Below are 13,258 nucleotides of genomic sequence, written 5' to 3'. Positions count from 1 at the left end.
CCGCTCCCCCGCATAATCCACGCCATCCTTCCCCCGCCGGTCCCGCGCCCTGGAGCCCCTGGATGAGCATGGAAAGACTCAGCCATCAAATCGACGCCTACGTCGCCTGGAAGCGCGAGCTGATGCGGGAAATCACCCGCTATCGCGGCTGGCTGGAGCGCAGCCGGCTGAACAGCCCGGCGGTCGAGGCCAAGCTCGAACGCGCCCTGCGCCAACTGCGCGCGGACCACATCACCCTGGCCTTCGTCGGCGAGTTCTCGCGTGGCAAGACCGAGCTGATCAACAGCCTGTTCTTCGCCGGCTACGGCCAGCGCATGCTGCCGTCCCACGCCGGGCGCACCACCATGTGCCCCACCGAGCTGTTCCACGATCCGCGCGCCGAGCGCAGCTACATCCGCCTGCTGCCGATCGAGACGCGCCTGGCCGACGCCAGCGTCGCCCAGTTCAAGCGCGTGCCGCGCCACTGGGTGAACATTCCGCTGGACACCGGCGACCCGGAGGGCATGGCCCAGGCCTTCGCCCAGGTCGCCAAGACCAAGGCGCTGCCGGTGGAACAGGCGATCCAGCTCGGCTTCCATCCGGATGCCCTGGAAGCCGCCGACGAACCCGACCAGGTGCGCGTCCCGGCCTGGCGCCACGCCCTGGTCAACTTCGACCACCCGCTGCTGCGCCAGGGCCTGCGGATCCTCGACACGCCCGGCCTGAACGCCCTCGGCAGCGAGCCGGAGCTGACCCTGTCGATGCTGCCCAACGCCCAGGCGATCCTGTTCCTGCTGTCCGCCGACGCCGGTGTCACCGCCTCGGACATGGAAATCTGGCAGAAGTACATCCAGCCACTGCGCGAGGACGGCCATAGCAGCCTGTTCGCCGTGCTGAACAAGATCGACGTGCTCTGGGACGACCTCTCCGGCGAGCGCTTCGTACAGAACGCCATCCGCCTGATCCAGGACGGCACGGCCCGCCAGCTCGGCCTGCAGCGCGGCGACGTGCTGCCGCTATCGGCGAAGCAGGCGCTGCTGGCCAAGGTCCGCGGCGAACCGGCGCTGCTCGAACGCAGTCGCCTGGATCGGCTGGAAGCGCTGCTCTGCGAGCGCATCGTCGCGCAGAAGGAAGCACTCCTGGAGAACGCCGTGCTCGGCCAGGTCCTCGGCCTGCTGCACAACAGCCAGCATCTGCTGCGCCTGCGCCTGGAGAAGGTCGAGGAACAGCGCGCGCTGCTCGACGACAAGCAGCGCGACAGCGGCCAACTGCTGTTCGAACTGACCGCGAAGACCAAGGACGACCACGGCCGCCACCACCGCCGCCTGCTCAACCTGAAGACCAACCAGCGCCTGCTGCAGCACCAGGGCGCGACGCTGCGCGAGACGATCCGCAGCGAACGCATGGAACAGCACCTGCAGAAGGTGCGGCGCAACCTCAACGGCAGCCTGACCACGGTCGGCATCAACCAGGCGATCCTGGCGTTCTTCCGCGCGGTGGAGCACGACCTCGACAACCTCGAGCACGAAGCCGGCATGGCCAACCGCATGGTCGCCGCCATCTACCGCCGGCACAACGAGGAGAACCCGCTCTACGCCCTCGACGCGCCGCAGCTGCGGGTCCAGCGCTACCAGCGCGAACTGTTGCAACTGAAGAAGAAGGGCGACCAGTTCCGCCTGCAGCTGAAGACCGTGCTTACCGAGCAACGCCTGCTGACCCGGCGCTTCTTCGCCACCCTGGTGCAGGAGGTGGTCGGCCTGCACCAGCGCCTGCGCGAGGAAACCGAGCGCTGGGCCAACGACGCGCTGATGCCGCTGATGCAGCACACCCTGGAAAACAAACAGTTGCTCGAAAGCCACATGCTCCGCCTCAAGGGCCTGGCCCAGGAGACCCAGCAGGTACGCCAGCGCAGCCAGGCCTTCGCCGGGTTCGCCGAGGAATTGCAGGAACAGTTGCGCGAAGCCGGCGACATCCTCCGCCAGTTGCGCCGCCCCTCGCCCCTGCAGCGCCAGGCCAAGGTGGTCAACCTGCCCGGCTCGCAGCGCGCCTGACCCCGCTCCCACGGCGCGCGCCAGCGCGCTTGCCGCTGGGGGCGACGCTCTTTAGACTGGCGCCCTCCTTTGTTCGAGAGCAGGGTCGATGCCCACAGTCTTCCCCGACGACTCCGTCGGTCTGGTCTCCCCCCAGACGCTGCACTTCAACGAACCGCTCGAGCTGACCAGCGGCAAGTCCCTGGCCGAGTACGACCTGGTGATCGAAACCTACGGCGAGCTGAATGCCACGCAGAGCAACGCGGTGCTGATCTGCCACGCCCTCTCCGGCCACCACCACGCCGCCGGCTACCACAGCGTCGACGAGCGCAAGCCGGGCTGGTGGGACAGCTGCATCGGTCCGGGCAAGCCGATCGACACCCGCAAGTTCTTCGTCGTCGCCCTCAACAACCTCGGCGGTTGCAACGGATCCAGCGGCCCCGCCAGCATCAATCCGGCGACCGGCAAGGTCTACGGCGCGGACTTCCCGATGGTTACGGTGGAAGACTGGGTGCATAGCCAGGCGCGCCTGGCAGACCGCCTCGGCATCCGCCAGTGGGCCGCGGTGGTCGGCGGCAGCCTCGGCGGCATGCAGGCGCTGCAATGGACCATCAGCTATCCCGAGCGCGTCCGTCACTGCCTGTGCATCGCCAGCGCGCCGAAGCTGTCGGCGCAGAACATCGCCTTCAACGAAGTCGCCCGGCAGGCGATTCTTTCCGACCCTGAGTTCCTCGGCGGCTACTTCCAGGAGCAGGGCGTGATTCCCAAGCGCGGCCTCAAGCTGGCGCGGATGGTCGGCCATATCACCTACCTGTCCGACGACGCCATGGGCGCCAAGTTCGGCCGTGTACTGAAGACCGAGAAGCTCAACTACGACCTGCACAGCGTCGAGTTCCAGGTCGAGAGCTACCTGCGCTACCAAGGCGAGGAGTTCTCCACCCGCTTCGACGCCAATACCTACCTGCTGATGACCAAGGCGCTGGACTACTTCGACCCCGCCGCCGCCCACGGCGACGACCTGGTGCGCACCCTGGAGGGCGTCGAGGCGGACTTCTGCCTGATGTCCTTCACTACCGACTGGCGTTTCTCGCCGGCCCGCTCGCGGGAAATCGTCGACGCCCTGATCGCGGCGAAAAAGAACGTCAGCTACCTGGAGATCGACGCCCCGCAAGGCCACGACGCCTTCCTCATGCCGATCCCCCGGTACCTGCAAGCCTTCAGCGGTTACATGAACCGCATCAGCGTGTGAGGACCCGATGCGCGCCGATCTCGAAATCATCCAGGAATGGATTCCCGCCGGCAGCCGCGTCCTCGACCTCGGCTGCGGCGACGGCGAACTCCTGGCCTGGCTGCGCGACCACAAGCAGGTCAGCGGCTACGGCCTGGAGATCGACCCCGACAACATCGCCCGTTGCATCGAAAACGGGGTGAACGTGATCGAGCAGGACCTCGACAAGGGCCTGGGCAACTTCGCCAGCGACAGCTTCGACGTGGTGGTGATGACCCAGGCGCTACAGGCCGTGCACTATCCGGACAAGATCCTCGAAGAGATGCTGCGGGTCGGCAAGACCTGCATCATCACCTTCCCCAACTTCGGCCACTGGCGCTGCCGCTGGTACCTGGCGCGCAACGGCCGGATGCCGGTCTCCGAGTTCCTGCCGTATACCTGGTACAACACGCCGAACATCCATTTCTGCACCTTCCAGGACTTCGAGCGCCTGTGCCGCCAGTTGCGCATGCGCGTGCTCGACCGCCTGGCCGTGGACCGTGACCACCGGCATGGCTGGGCCAGCCGGCTGTGGCCTAATCTATTGGGTGAGATTGGAATCTACCGGGTCACCGGACCCGGAGTGCAGACCCGCAACCTCGCCGTCTAGGAACGCGCCAGGCTGCGGGCCAGGGCCGGGCGCCCCTCCGCTCGTCCTCGGGAGAGCGCTGCCGAAGCCGGCCAAGGCCGCCGGCAGCAGACCATGGACAACGTCCATGCCACCTTTCAGGAGAAACCACCATGCGCCGCTTCACCGCTTTCGTCCTCGGCCTCTGCCTGAGCCTGCCGGTCCTCGCCGAGCAGGTGCAGCGCTTCGGCGACCTGGACGTCCACTACAACGTGTTCAACTCCAGCTTCCTCCAACCCAACGTGGCCAGCGCGGTCGGCCTGGTACGCAGCAAGGCGCAGGGCGTGATCAACGTGGTGCCGATGGAGAAAGGCAAGCCGGTGGAGGCCAGCGTGACCGGCTCCGCCAAGGACCTGACCGGCAAGGTCATCCCCCTGGAGTTCCGCCGGGTCAGCGAGGAAGGCGCCATCTACAACCTGGCGCAGTTCCCGATCAGCCAGCGCGAGACCCTGGTCTTCACCATCAAGGTCGAGGCCAAGGGCGAACCTGCGCAAACCTTCAGTTTCAACAAGGAAATCTTCCCGGACGAATGATCAAGCTCGAACAGCTGGTGCTGGCCAGCCACAATGCCGGCAAACTCAAGGAACTCCAGGCCATGCTCGGCGCCAGCGTGAAGGTGCGCTCGATCGGCGAGTTCAGCCAGGTGGAACCGGAGGAAACCGGTCTTTCCTTCGTCGAGAACGCCATCCTCAAGGCACGCAACGCCGCACGCCTCTCCGGCCTGCCGGCGCTGGCCGACGACTCCGGGCTGGCGGTGGACTTCCTCGGCGGCGCGCCGGGCATCTACTCGGCGCGCTATGCCGACGGCCGGGGCGACGCGGCGAACAACGCCAAGCTGCTGGAGGCCATGAAGGATGTCCCGGACGCCGAGCGCGGCGCACAGTTCGTCAGCGTGCTGGCGCTGGTGCGCCACGCCGACGACCCGCTGCCGATCCTCTGCGAGGGCATCTGGGAAGGCCGCATCCTCCGCGAAGCCCGCGGCGCCCACGGCTTCGGCTACGACCCGCTGTTCTGGGTGCCGGAACGCGACTGCTCCAGCGCCGAGCTAGCGCCCGAGGAGAAGAACCGCCTCAGCCACCGGGCCCGCGCCATGGCCCTGCTCAAGCAGCGCCTGGGTCTCTGAGCCGCAGCCGCCGGCTGCCGCCCCCGGGCGGCGTCGGCACGGCGTTTCGTCCGGCCGCCTTGGAGGTTGGCCGAACTCATGCCACGATAGCGCCCCGAAACCGTCCTCGCCCCGCCCCGCCGTGACCCAAGCCACCCCGTTCCAGCTCCCGCCCCTGGCCCTGTACGTGCATATCCCCTGGTGCGTGCGCAAGTGCCCGTATTGTGACTTCAACTCCCACGCCGCTGGCCCGGAGCTGCCCGAAGAGGCCTATGTCGACGCCCTGCTCGCCGACCTGGAGCAAGACCTGCGCCATGTCCACGGCCGGCGCCTGGGTTCGATCTTCTTCGGCGGCGGCACGCCCAGCCTGTTCTCGGCCAAGGCCCTGGGCCGGCTACTGGAAGGCGTCGAGCGCAGGGTCGGCTTCGCCGACGGCATCGAGATCACCCTGGAAGCCAATCCCGGCACCTTCGAACAGGTCAAGTTCGCCGACTACCGGCGCCTCGGCATCAATCGCCTGTCCATCGGCGTGCAGAGCTTCCAGGCCGACAAGCTGCAGGCCCTGGGGCGCATCCACGACGGCGCCGAGGCAGTGCGCGCCGCCGACATGGCGCGCCAGGCCGGCTTCGACAACTTCAACCTCGACCTGATGCACGGCCTGCCCGGGCAGAGCCTCGACGACGCCCTGGCCGACCTGCGCCAGGCCCTCGCCCTGGCCCCCACGCACCTCTCCTGGTACCAACTGACCATGGAGCCGAACACGGTGTTCTGGAGCCAGCCGCCGGAGCTGCCCGAGGACGACATCCTCTGGGACATCCAGGAAGCCGGCCAGGCCCTGCTCGACGCGCACGGCTACCGTCAGTACGAGACCTCCGCCTACGCCCGCGACGGCCTGCGCGCCCGGCACAACCTGAACTACTGGAGCTTCGGCGACTTCCTCGGCATCGGCGCCGGCGCCCACGCCAAGCTGAGCGCGCCGGACGGACGCATCGTGCGGACCTGGAAGACCCGCCTGCCGAAGGACTACCTCAACCCGCAAAAGGCCTTCCAGGCCGGCGAGCGCCCGCTGGAAGCGGCCGACCTGCCATTCGAGTTCATGATGAACGTGCTGCGCCTGGTCGACGGCGTCCCCGCCGCGCTCTACCCGCAGCGCACCGGCCAGCCGCTGGCGGCGATCGCCGATGCCTGCGCCGCCGCGCGCGACGCCGGGCTGCTCGCCGACGACCCGCAGCGCCTGCGTCCCAGCGAACGCGGCCAGCTGTTCCTCAACGACCTGCTGCAACATTTCCTGCCGTGACGACGGATGCACGCCCATCCGTGCCGGCAGGCAGGTAAACTCCGCCGACCGACACGCCGATTCGTTACAAGGAACCCTCGATGGATTACGCGCTGGACCTGATCGCCACCCTGTCGCGCTGGAGCCGCAGCCACCTGTCGGACATTTCCCTGGCCATCATGGCCACCCTGCTGGTGCTGTTCGGCCCGGCGATCAACGCCTGGGTACAGCAGCGCATCGGCAGCCTCAACTTCGTCTTCCGCACCCTGCTGTTCGTGCTGATCTGCGCGGTCGGCTACGGCCTGGCGATGGTCTTCGTCACCCCCTGGCTGGCCAAGGGCCTCGGCTACTTCAACAACTACACCCTGGCGCCCGTGCTCCTGCTAGTGTTCTTCGTGATCGGCATGATCGCCGATCGCAGCTGAGCCCCCGGTCTCCCGGCGGCCAGCGCCGTCCCCAAGAGCGTCATGGCCTCCGGGAGCCCGCATGAAACCGATCAAGCACCTCTACCTGCATTTCACCGACGGCCAGCGCCTGTCGCTGCGCTTCCCGCGCCAGCAGGACGACCCGGCCGAGGTCGCCCGCAGTATCCGCCAGCAGCTGGACACGCCCTATCTCAGCGTCGAGGTCGACGGCGACCTGCTGCTGATTCCGCGGGACAGCATCAAGTATCTGCAGATCAGCCCGGCGCCGGCGCGCCTGGACGACGACGGCACGCTGCGCGGCGCCGAGCTGATCGTCTGAGGGCCGTCCGCCTCAGTTACCCTCCCGGCGCAGCGCCTGCGGGGTGAAGTCGCGCGGCCCGACCTGCACGCCGAAGTCGTACATCGGCTCGTTGTTGTCCAGCCCATCGACGAAGTAGCGGCCGCCCTTGAAGTCGTAGATCGCTTCCAGGGTGCTGGAGACCAGCGGCACATCGTAGTAGTTGATCGGATGGACCTCCTGGGCCCGGGTCAGCACGCCATCCTTGTCGTAGATGTCGGCGGCGAGGATTTGCCAGCTGTCTTCGTCGAGGTAGAAGCGGCGCTTGGCGTAGGGATGGCTGAAGCCCTTGCGCAGGGTCGCCTCGACCACCCAGACGCGATGCAGTTCGTAGCGCAGCAGGTCGGGATTGATGAAGCGGCTCTTGAGGATGTCGCCATAGGCGAGGCCCTTCTGGTGCACCGCGTAGCTGTTGTAAGGCACCAGCATCTCGCGCTTGCCGAGCAACGCCCACTCGTAGTGGTCCGGTGCGCCGTTGTAGACATCCACGGTGTCCGCCGTGGCCATGCCGTTGGTATCCGGCTGCAGGCTGTCGTAGGCCAGGGTCGGCAAGCGCCGCACGCGCCGCTCGCCACGGTTGAAGCGCCAGGCCTTGCGGATCGACAACACCTGGTCGAGGGTTTCCTGCACCACCAGCGCCGAACCGGCCAGGCGCGCCGGCGCGACCACCTTGTACTTGTAGTAGAACAACGTGTTGTCGAGGTTCTCCGGGATCATCCCCTCGCGGCCATAGACGAAGTACAGGTAGCGGTCGAGCTTGAGCAGGTTGTAGCTGCCGTTGGCCAGCACCGCCGCCTGGTTGGTCTGCAGGTGCAGTTGCTCGCCGCGGTAGCGCATGATGTGGTTCCAGATCGCTTCCTGGCCGCTCTGCGGCAGGGGGAAGGGCACGCCGGCGGCAGCGCCTTGCACGCCGTTGCCGTCGGCGATCAGCTCGGCGCGGCTGGCGTTGGCGCGGGTAGCGTCGTACAGGCGCTGCGGCAGGGATGCGCTGCGGCGGGTGGGGAAGACCCGCAGGTGGTAGTCCGGGTTGGCCTGCAGCAAGGCCTGGGTGCCCGGCGTCAGCAGCGCCTGGTAGGCGGCCATGTTGCGGCTGTCGACGACCAGGCGCGGACGATCGGCGGCGAACGGGTCGAGGTGATGCATGCCGGGCCGGTAGCCGGCCGGCGCCTGGGTGATGCCGCCGGTCCAGGGCGGGATGCTGCCATCGGCGTTGCCGGCCCGCTCCGCTCCCAACGGGGTCAGGTCCTGGTCCAGGCGTGCGACCTGGACTTCGTCTACCTTGGCCTGCGCCGCCCAGGCGCAACCGGCCCCGAGCAACAGGATGCCCAGTTTCTTCAACACAGCAGTCTCCTTTGCAGCCGGCCGAGCCGTGCCGCTCTTATTATTGGATCCGGCCGAAGCCGGGAAACGTGCAGCTTGAAGGTGAGGTCCGCCGGGTGTTCCCGGTCTGCTTGGAGTCCCGGCGCCGGTTCGGCGCCAGGGGTACGTCGCTGGTGCGGTGGATCAGTCGACGCGCTCGAACTTGAGGTCCCAGACGCCATGTCCCAGGCGCTCCCCGCGCCGCTCGAACTTGGTCACCGGACGCTCTTGCGGGCGCGGCACGAAGCGGCCGACTTCGGCCTGGTTGCGGTAGCCCGGCGCCGCGCTCATGACGTCCAGCATGTGCTCGGCATAGGGCTCCCAGTCGGTGGCCATGTGCAGCACGCCGCCGACCTTCAGCTTGCGCCGCACCAGTTCGGCGAATTCCGGCTGGACGATCCGCCGCTTGTGGTGGCGCTTCTTGTGCCAGGGATCGGGGAAGAACAGCAGCAGCCGATCGAGGCTGGCGTCGGCCACGCAGTGGCGCAGCACTTCCAGCGCGTCGCAGCTATACACCCGCACGTTGCCCAGGCCCTGGGTCAGCAGGCCGTTGAGCAGCGCACCGACGCCCGGCTTGTGCACCTCGACGCCGATGAAGTCGATGTCAGGCGCGGCGGCGGCCATTTCCAGGGTGGAATGGCCCATGCCGAAGCCGATCTCGAAAGTCCGCGGCGCCTGGCGACCGAAGATCGCGTCGAAGTCCTGAACCTCATCGCTCAGTTCCAGGCCGAACTTCGGCCAGCCCAGGTCGAGGCCACGCTGCTGGCCTTCGGTCATGCGCCCGGCGCGCATCACGAAGCTCTTCACGGTGCGCATCGGCCGTGCTTCGTCGTGTTCCGCCAGGGAGTCCTGGGCCGGGGATTGCGGGGTATCGCTCATGGAAAAGAAAACCTTGCTAGAGACAGAAGGGCGGGCTGCCTGCCGGACGCTTCCCGCATCCGGCGGACAGCCCGCCCCAGGTAGTCGGTATCAGTCGATCAGGCCGTCCAGCGGCGACGAGGCGCTGGCATACAGCTTGCGCGGCATGCGTCCGGCCAGGTAGGCGAGGCGACCGGCGACGATCGCGTGCTTCATGGCCTCGGCCATCATCACCGGGTCCTTGGCATGGGCGATGGCGGTGTTCATCAGCACCGCCTCGCAACCCAGCTCCATGGCGATCGCTGCATCGGAAGCGGTGCCCACGCCGGCGTCGACCAGCACCGGGACCTTGGCTTCCTCGAGGATGATGCGCAGGTTGTAGGGGTTGCAGATGCCCAGGCCGGAGCCGATCAGGCCGGCCAGCGGCATCACCGCGATGCAGCCAATCTCGGCCAGCTGGCGGGCGATGATCGGGTCGTCGCTGGTGTACACCATCACGTCGAAGCCGTCCTTCACCAGTTGCTCGGCGGCCTTGAGGGTCTCGACGACGTTGGGGAACAGGGTCTTCTGGTCGGCGAGGACTTCCAGTTTGACCAGGTTGTGCCCGTCCAGCAGCTCGCGGGCCAGGCGGCAGGTGCGCACGGCCTCGACCGCGTCATAGCAGCCGGCGGTGTTCGGCAGGATGGTATAGCGATCCGGCGGGATCACATCCAGCAGGTTCGGCTCGCCGGGATTCTGCCCGATGTTGGTGCGCCGCACCGCCACCGTGACGATCTCCGCTCCGGAGGCCTCGATGGCCCGGCGGGTCTCGTCGAGGTCCTTGTACTTGCCGGTCCCCACCAGCAGGCGCGAGCCATAGGTACGGCCGGCGATGACGAAGGGGGTATCGGTACTGGATGCTTGGCTCATCGGATGACTCCTGGATGGAAAGGCTTGCGGGGCCGATGGAAGGGTTCGGGGGCCAGGCCTAGCCGCCGCCGATGGCGTGGACGATCTCCACGCGATCGCCATCCTTGAGCGCGGTGCTGGCGTGCTGGCTGCGCGGCACGATATCCAGGTTCAGCTCGACGGCCACGCGGCGGCCGCCAAGCTCCAGGCGGGCCAGCAGGTCCGCGACGCTCTGCGCGTCGGGCAGCTCGAAGGGCTCGCCGTTCAGTTGAATCTGCATGGCTGGACGGTCACGAAAGTGAAAGGGAGCGGCATTCTAGCCCGATCCACCCCGATGACCAAGGCGCCTTGTCGACAAGTGCGCCGCCTGAGGCAACTGGTCTCAGGCGTTGCCCAGGCGCCAGGCGGCCAGCCCCAGGCACAGCCAGCCGGCGAGGAAGGAGACGCCGCCGAACGGGGTGACGATGCCGAGCTTGCCGATGCCACTGAGGGTCAGCAGGTAGAGGCTGCCGGAGAACAGCAGGATGCCCAGCGTGAACAGGCCACCCGCCGCGCTCACCAGGCGGCCGTCCAGGCGGGTGGCGAGCAGCGCCACGCCGAACAGCGCCAGGGCATGGATCAACTGGTAGTGCACGCCGGTCTGGAATACCGCCAGGTACTCGGCGCTCAGCTGCTTCTTCAGGCCGTGGGCGGCGAACGCCCCGAGGGCCACGCCGGTGAAACCGAAAAATGCCGCCAACAACAGGAAGGGACGAAGCATGGACAAGACTCCGGTGATAGCATCCAGCCCGCTATAATGGCCGCCCCCTTCTTCCAAGCCAAGCCGCGCATGTTGCGATCCCTGTTCCGCCGCCTGTTCAAGTACCTGCTCTGGTTCATGGCCGCCAGCGTCGTGCTGGTCGCGGTCCTGCGCTGGGTGCCGCCACCGGGGACCATGGTCATGGTCGAACGCAAGGTCGGCTCCTGGGTCGACGGCCAGCCCATCGACCTGCAGCGCGACTGGCGCTCCTGGGAGCAGTTGCCGGACAGCCTGAAGGTCGCGGTGATCGCCGGCGAGGACCAGCACTTCGCCGAGCACCACGGCTTCGACCTGCCGGCCATCCAGCAGGCCCTCGCGCACAACGAGCGCGGCGGCAGTATCCGCGGCGCCAGTACGCTCAGCCAGCAGGTGGCGAAGAACGTCTTCCTCTGGTCCGGGCGCAGTTGGCTGCGCAAGGGCCTGGAGGCCTGGTTCACCCTGCTGATCGAGACGCTCTGGACCAAGCAACGGATTCTCGAGGTCTACCTGAACAGCGCCGAATGGGGCCCGGGCGTCTTCGGCGCGCAGGCTGCGGCACGCTATCACTTCGGCCTCGACGCCGAGCGCCTGAGCCGCACCCAGGCCAGCCAGCTCGCCGCGGTGCTGCCCAGCCCGCTGAAATGGAGCGCGGCCAGGCCGGGCCCCTACGTGCGCCAGCGCGCGGCCTGGATTCGCCAGCAGATGTGGCAGTTGGGCGGCGACGACTACCTGCTGCGCCTGGAGCGCTGAAAGCTCAACGCGGCGGTTTTTCCAGGGCCTGGCGCGGCACCGCGAGCATCAGTCGCAAGTCGTCGTCCGGCAGGTGCGCGGTCAGGCCCAGTTGCGGATAGACCCAGGCCTCGCCCTGGGCCAGTTGCAGGCGCAGGCGCGGCTGGCCGAGACTGGCCAGCAGCCGCTCGGCACCGACCCTGCCTTCGGGAATCATGCTCAGCGCCACGATCGGCTTGTCGCCCAACTGTCCTTCCAATCCGGCGCTCAATGGCTGCGGCGCGCTGCCAGGCTGCAACGCAGATGCCCGCTGCAGGCTCAGTTGCTCCTCGGCGCTCAGGCCCAGCTCGCCTTCCACCTGCCAGGGGCCGCCGTCGCCCAGCAGGCGGCCACGGAAGGCCAGGCGCACGCCATCCAGGCGCGGGTCCACCCACAACTCGCCATCCACCGCGTCGTGCAGCTGGCGCAGGGTCAAGGCGTTGTCCGCCAACGGCGCCAGCACCTGCTCCTGCCAGTCGGCCAGCCACGGCAACGGCCGTGCCGGTTCCGGCGTACGGACCAGCCAGGCGCCGACGACGAAGGTCAGGACCGCCAGCGACAGGTAGAACAGCCAGCGGGTATTGCGCGGCATGGGATTCCTCCGGGCAGAAAAAAACCGCACCCTTGCGGGGTGCGGTTTTCGCGAGGCGCGGCGATCAGGCGAGAATCCGCCCTTTCAGCTTGCTCATGGCGTTCTTTTCCAGCTGCCGGATACGCTCGGCGGAAACGTTGTACTTTTCCGCCAGGTCGTGCAGCGTGGCCTTCTCCTCGGACAGCCAGCGCTGCTGGAGAATGTCGCGGCTGCGCTCGTCGAGGCCTTCCAGCGCCTCGTGCAGGTTGGCGCTGGAGCTGTCGCTCCAGTCGGCGTCTTCCAACTGGCGCGCCGGGTCGTAGCGGTGGTCTTCGAGGTAATGCGCCGGCGACTGGTAGGCGCTCTCGTCGTCCGCGTCGGCGGCCGGGTCGAACGCCATGTCCTGGCCGGTCAGGCGGCTTTCCATCTCGCGCACTTCGCGGGGCTCGACCCCCAGGCTCTCGGCGACGCGATGGACTTCCTCGTTGTTCAACCAGGCCAGGCGCTTCTTCTGGCTGCGCAGGTTGAAGAACAGCTTGCGCTGCGCCTTGGTGGTGGCGACCTTGACGATCCGCCAGTTGCGCAGGATGAACTCGTGGATCTCCGCCTTGATCCAGTGCACGGCGAAGGACACCAGGCGAACGCCCATTTCCGGGTTGAAACGCTTCACGGCCTTCATCAGGCCGACGTTGCCTTCCTGGATCAGGTCGGCCTGGGCCAGGCCGTACCCCGAATAACTCTTGGCGATATGAACAACGAAGCGCAGGTGCGCCAACACCATCTGCCGCGCCGCTTCCAGGTCTTGCTGATAGAAGAGGCGTTCGGCCAGTTCACGCTCCTGTTCCGGCGACAACAGCGGAATGCTGTTCACCGAGTGCACGTAGGCTTCCAGGTTTGCGCCTGGAACCAAGGCATGTACAGGTTGCAAAGAAGTGGTCATGCGAATCCTCCGATTCACGAAACTCGCGCAGTGTAGCACTCGGATATCTGAC

The 13,258-nt window shown here is 67.4% G+C and carries 16 protein-coding genes; 9 read left to right on the top strand and 7 right to left on the bottom strand.

Annotation, left to right across the window (positions count from 1 at the left end; all coding sequences use genetic code 11):
* The first annotated feature begins 62 nt into the window (after positions 1 to 62).
* The 8 genes from ACM0M4_RS02175 (at position 63) to ACM0M4_RS02140 (ending at position 7,026) form a co-directional block, all read left to right on the top strand.
* On the top strand, positions 63 to 2,030 hold the full coding sequence (locus ACM0M4_RS02175) for a dynamin-like GTPase family protein (RefSeq protein ID WP_003084539.1): 1,968 nt from the start codon (positions 63 to 65) through the stop codon (positions 2,028 to 2,030).
* An 88-nt stretch (positions 2,031 to 2,118) separates the two neighbouring features.
* Positions 2,119 to 3,258, top strand: a complete 1,140-nt coding sequence (metX, locus tag ACM0M4_RS02170; RefSeq protein WP_003084535.1) for a homoserine O-succinyltransferase MetX — start codon at positions 2,119 to 2,121, stop codon at positions 3,256 to 3,258.
* A 7-nt stretch (positions 3,259 to 3,265) separates the two neighbouring features.
* Positions 3,266 to 3,886 (top strand): methionine biosynthesis protein MetW, encoded by a 621-nt coding sequence (gene metW, locus ACM0M4_RS02165; protein ID WP_003084530.1) that lies wholly within the window; start codon positions 3,266 to 3,268, stop codon positions 3,884 to 3,886.
* A 131-nt stretch (positions 3,887 to 4,017) separates the two neighbouring features.
* Positions 4,018 to 4,437, top strand: coding sequence for a DUF4426 domain-containing protein (locus ACM0M4_RS02160; RefSeq protein ID WP_003084528.1), 420 nt, complete (start codon positions 4,018 to 4,020; stop codon positions 4,435 to 4,437).
* Positions 4,434 to 5,027 carry an RdgB/HAM1 family non-canonical purine NTP pyrophosphatase gene (rdgB, locus tag ACM0M4_RS02155; RefSeq protein WP_003084527.1) on the top strand — a complete coding sequence of 198 codons (594 nt, stop codon included), beginning with the start codon at positions 4,434 to 4,436 and terminating at the stop codon, positions 5,025 to 5,027. Before ACM0M4_RS02160 ends, rdgB begins: the two co-directional genes overlap by 4 nt.
* Positions 5,028 to 5,148: 121 nt before the next feature.
* Positions 5,149 to 6,303 carry a radical SAM family heme chaperone HemW gene (hemW, locus tag ACM0M4_RS02150; RefSeq protein WP_023115711.1) on the top strand — a complete coding sequence of 385 codons (1,155 nt, stop codon included), beginning with the start codon at positions 5,149 to 5,151 and terminating at the stop codon, positions 6,301 to 6,303.
* 80 nt (positions 6,304 to 6,383) lie between these two features.
* The gene (locus ACM0M4_RS02145; RefSeq protein WP_003084525.1) at positions 6,384 to 6,707 is read left to right on the top strand and encodes a DUF3392 domain-containing protein; all 324 of its coding nucleotides are present in this window, start codon (positions 6,384 to 6,386) and stop codon (positions 6,705 to 6,707) included.
* Between the two features lie 61 nt (positions 6,708 to 6,768).
* Positions 6,769 to 7,026: a hypothetical protein gene (locus ACM0M4_RS02140; RefSeq protein WP_003084524.1), complete on the top strand. Its 258-nt coding sequence runs from the start codon at positions 6,769 to 6,771 to the stop codon at positions 7,024 to 7,026.
* A gap of 12 nt (positions 7,027 to 7,038) precedes the next feature.
* On the opposite strand, the gene ACM0M4_RS02135 is transcribed toward ACM0M4_RS02140, so the two are convergent.
* The 5 genes from ACM0M4_RS02135 to ACM0M4_RS02115 form a co-directional block, all read right to left on the bottom strand.
* Entirely contained in the window at positions 7,039 to 8,385 is a 1,347-nt protein-coding gene (locus ACM0M4_RS02135) for a DUF1329 domain-containing protein (protein ID WP_034082444.1), read from the bottom strand.
* Between the two features lie 162 nt (positions 8,386 to 8,547).
* On the bottom strand, positions 8,548 to 9,219 hold the full coding sequence (gene trmB, locus ACM0M4_RS02130) for a tRNA (guanosine(46)-N7)-methyltransferase TrmB (protein ID WP_221345566.1): 672 nt from the start codon (positions 9,217 to 9,219) through the stop codon (positions 8,548 to 8,550).
* Positions 9,220 to 9,372: 153 nt separating this feature from the next.
* Positions 9,373 to 10,170 (bottom strand): thiazole synthase, encoded by a 798-nt coding sequence (locus ACM0M4_RS02125; RefSeq protein ID WP_003142630.1) that lies wholly within the window; start codon positions 10,168 to 10,170, stop codon positions 9,373 to 9,375.
* 58 nt (positions 10,171 to 10,228) lie between these two features.
* A complete protein-coding gene (gene thiS, locus ACM0M4_RS02120) occupies positions 10,229 to 10,429 on the bottom strand; it encodes a sulfur carrier protein ThiS (protein WP_003084514.1) in 201 nt (66 codons plus the stop codon).
* A 102-nt stretch (positions 10,430 to 10,531) separates the two neighbouring features.
* Positions 10,532 to 10,909, bottom strand: a complete 378-nt coding sequence (locus ACM0M4_RS02115) for a DUF423 domain-containing protein (protein WP_003084513.1) — start codon at positions 10,907 to 10,909, stop codon at positions 10,532 to 10,534.
* A gap of 36 nt (positions 10,910 to 10,945) precedes the next feature.
* Here ACM0M4_RS02115 and mtgA point away from each other — a divergent pair, with 36 nt between their 5' ends.
* Positions 10,946 to 11,677: a monofunctional biosynthetic peptidoglycan transglycosylase gene (gene mtgA, locus ACM0M4_RS02110; protein ID WP_003100972.1), complete on the top strand. Its 732-nt coding sequence runs from the start codon at positions 10,946 to 10,948 to the stop codon at positions 11,675 to 11,677.
* 4 nt (positions 11,678 to 11,681) lie between these two features.
* On the opposite strand, the gene ACM0M4_RS02105 is transcribed toward mtgA, so the two are convergent.
* Both ACM0M4_RS02105 and rpoH read right to left on the bottom strand, forming a co-directional pair.
* Positions 11,682 to 12,287, bottom strand: coding sequence for a hypothetical protein (locus tag ACM0M4_RS02105; RefSeq protein ID WP_003084511.1), 606 nt, complete (start codon positions 12,285 to 12,287; stop codon positions 11,682 to 11,684).
* 64 nt (positions 12,288 to 12,351) lie between these two features.
* Entirely contained in the window at positions 12,352 to 13,206 is an 855-nt protein-coding gene (rpoH, locus tag ACM0M4_RS02100) for an RNA polymerase sigma factor RpoH (protein ID WP_003084510.1), read from the bottom strand.
* Positions 13,207 to 13,258 lie beyond the last annotated feature (52 nt).

Origin of the sequence: Pseudomonas sp. 18-147, from assembly GCF_051048045.1 — a bacterium.
GTDB classification, from domain to species: domain Bacteria; phylum Pseudomonadota; class Gammaproteobacteria; order Pseudomonadales; family Pseudomonadaceae; genus Pseudomonas; species Pseudomonas aeruginosa.
This window is presented reverse-complemented; position numbering and strand designations above follow the sequence as displayed.

Bases quoted from the DNA above. Each gene is read 5' to 3' on its own strand.
- rpoH (WP_003084510.1), bottom strand. From the start codon at position 13,206: ATGACCACTTCTTTGCAACCTGTACATGCCTTGGTTCCAGGCGCAAAC.
- metW (WP_003084530.1), top strand. From the start codon at position 3,266: ATGCGCGCCGATCTCGAAATCATCCAGGAATGGATTCCCGCCGGCAGC.
- mtgA (WP_003100972.1), top strand. From the start codon at position 10,946: ATGGCCGCCCCCTTCTTCCAAGCCAAGCCGCGCATGTTGCGATCCCTG.
- ACM0M4_RS02175 (WP_003084539.1), top strand. From the start codon at position 63: ATGAGCATGGAAAGACTCAGCCATCAAATCGACGCCTACGTCGCCTGG.
- thiS (WP_003084514.1), bottom strand. From the start codon at position 10,429: ATGCAGATTCAACTGAACGGCGAGCCCTTCGAGCTGCCCGACGCGCAG.
- ACM0M4_RS02105 (WP_003084511.1), bottom strand. From the start codon at position 12,287: ATGCCGCGCAATACCCGCTGGCTGTTCTACCTGTCGCTGGCGGTCCTG.
- ACM0M4_RS02115 (WP_003084513.1), bottom strand. From the start codon at position 10,909: ATGCTTCGTCCCTTCCTGTTGTTGGCGGCATTTTTCGGTTTCACCGGC.
- ACM0M4_RS02125 (WP_003142630.1), bottom strand. From the start codon at position 10,170: ATGAGCCAAGCATCCAGTACCGATACCCCCTTCGTCATCGCCGGCCGT.
- rdgB (WP_003084527.1), top strand. From the start codon at position 4,434: ATGATCAAGCTCGAACAGCTGGTGCTGGCCAGCCACAATGCCGGCAAA.
- trmB (WP_221345566.1), bottom strand. From the start codon at position 9,219: ATGCGCACCGTGAAGAGCTTCGTGATGCGCGCCGGGCGCATGACCGAA.
- ACM0M4_RS02160 (WP_003084528.1), top strand. From the start codon at position 4,018: ATGCGCCGCTTCACCGCTTTCGTCCTCGGCCTCTGCCTGAGCCTGCCG.
- ACM0M4_RS02145 (WP_003084525.1), top strand. From the start codon at position 6,384: ATGGATTACGCGCTGGACCTGATCGCCACCCTGTCGCGCTGGAGCCGC.
- ACM0M4_RS02140 (WP_003084524.1), top strand. From the start codon at position 6,769: ATGAAACCGATCAAGCACCTCTACCTGCATTTCACCGACGGCCAGCGC.
- metX (WP_003084535.1), top strand. From the start codon at position 2,119: ATGCCCACAGTCTTCCCCGACGACTCCGTCGGTCTGGTCTCCCCCCAG.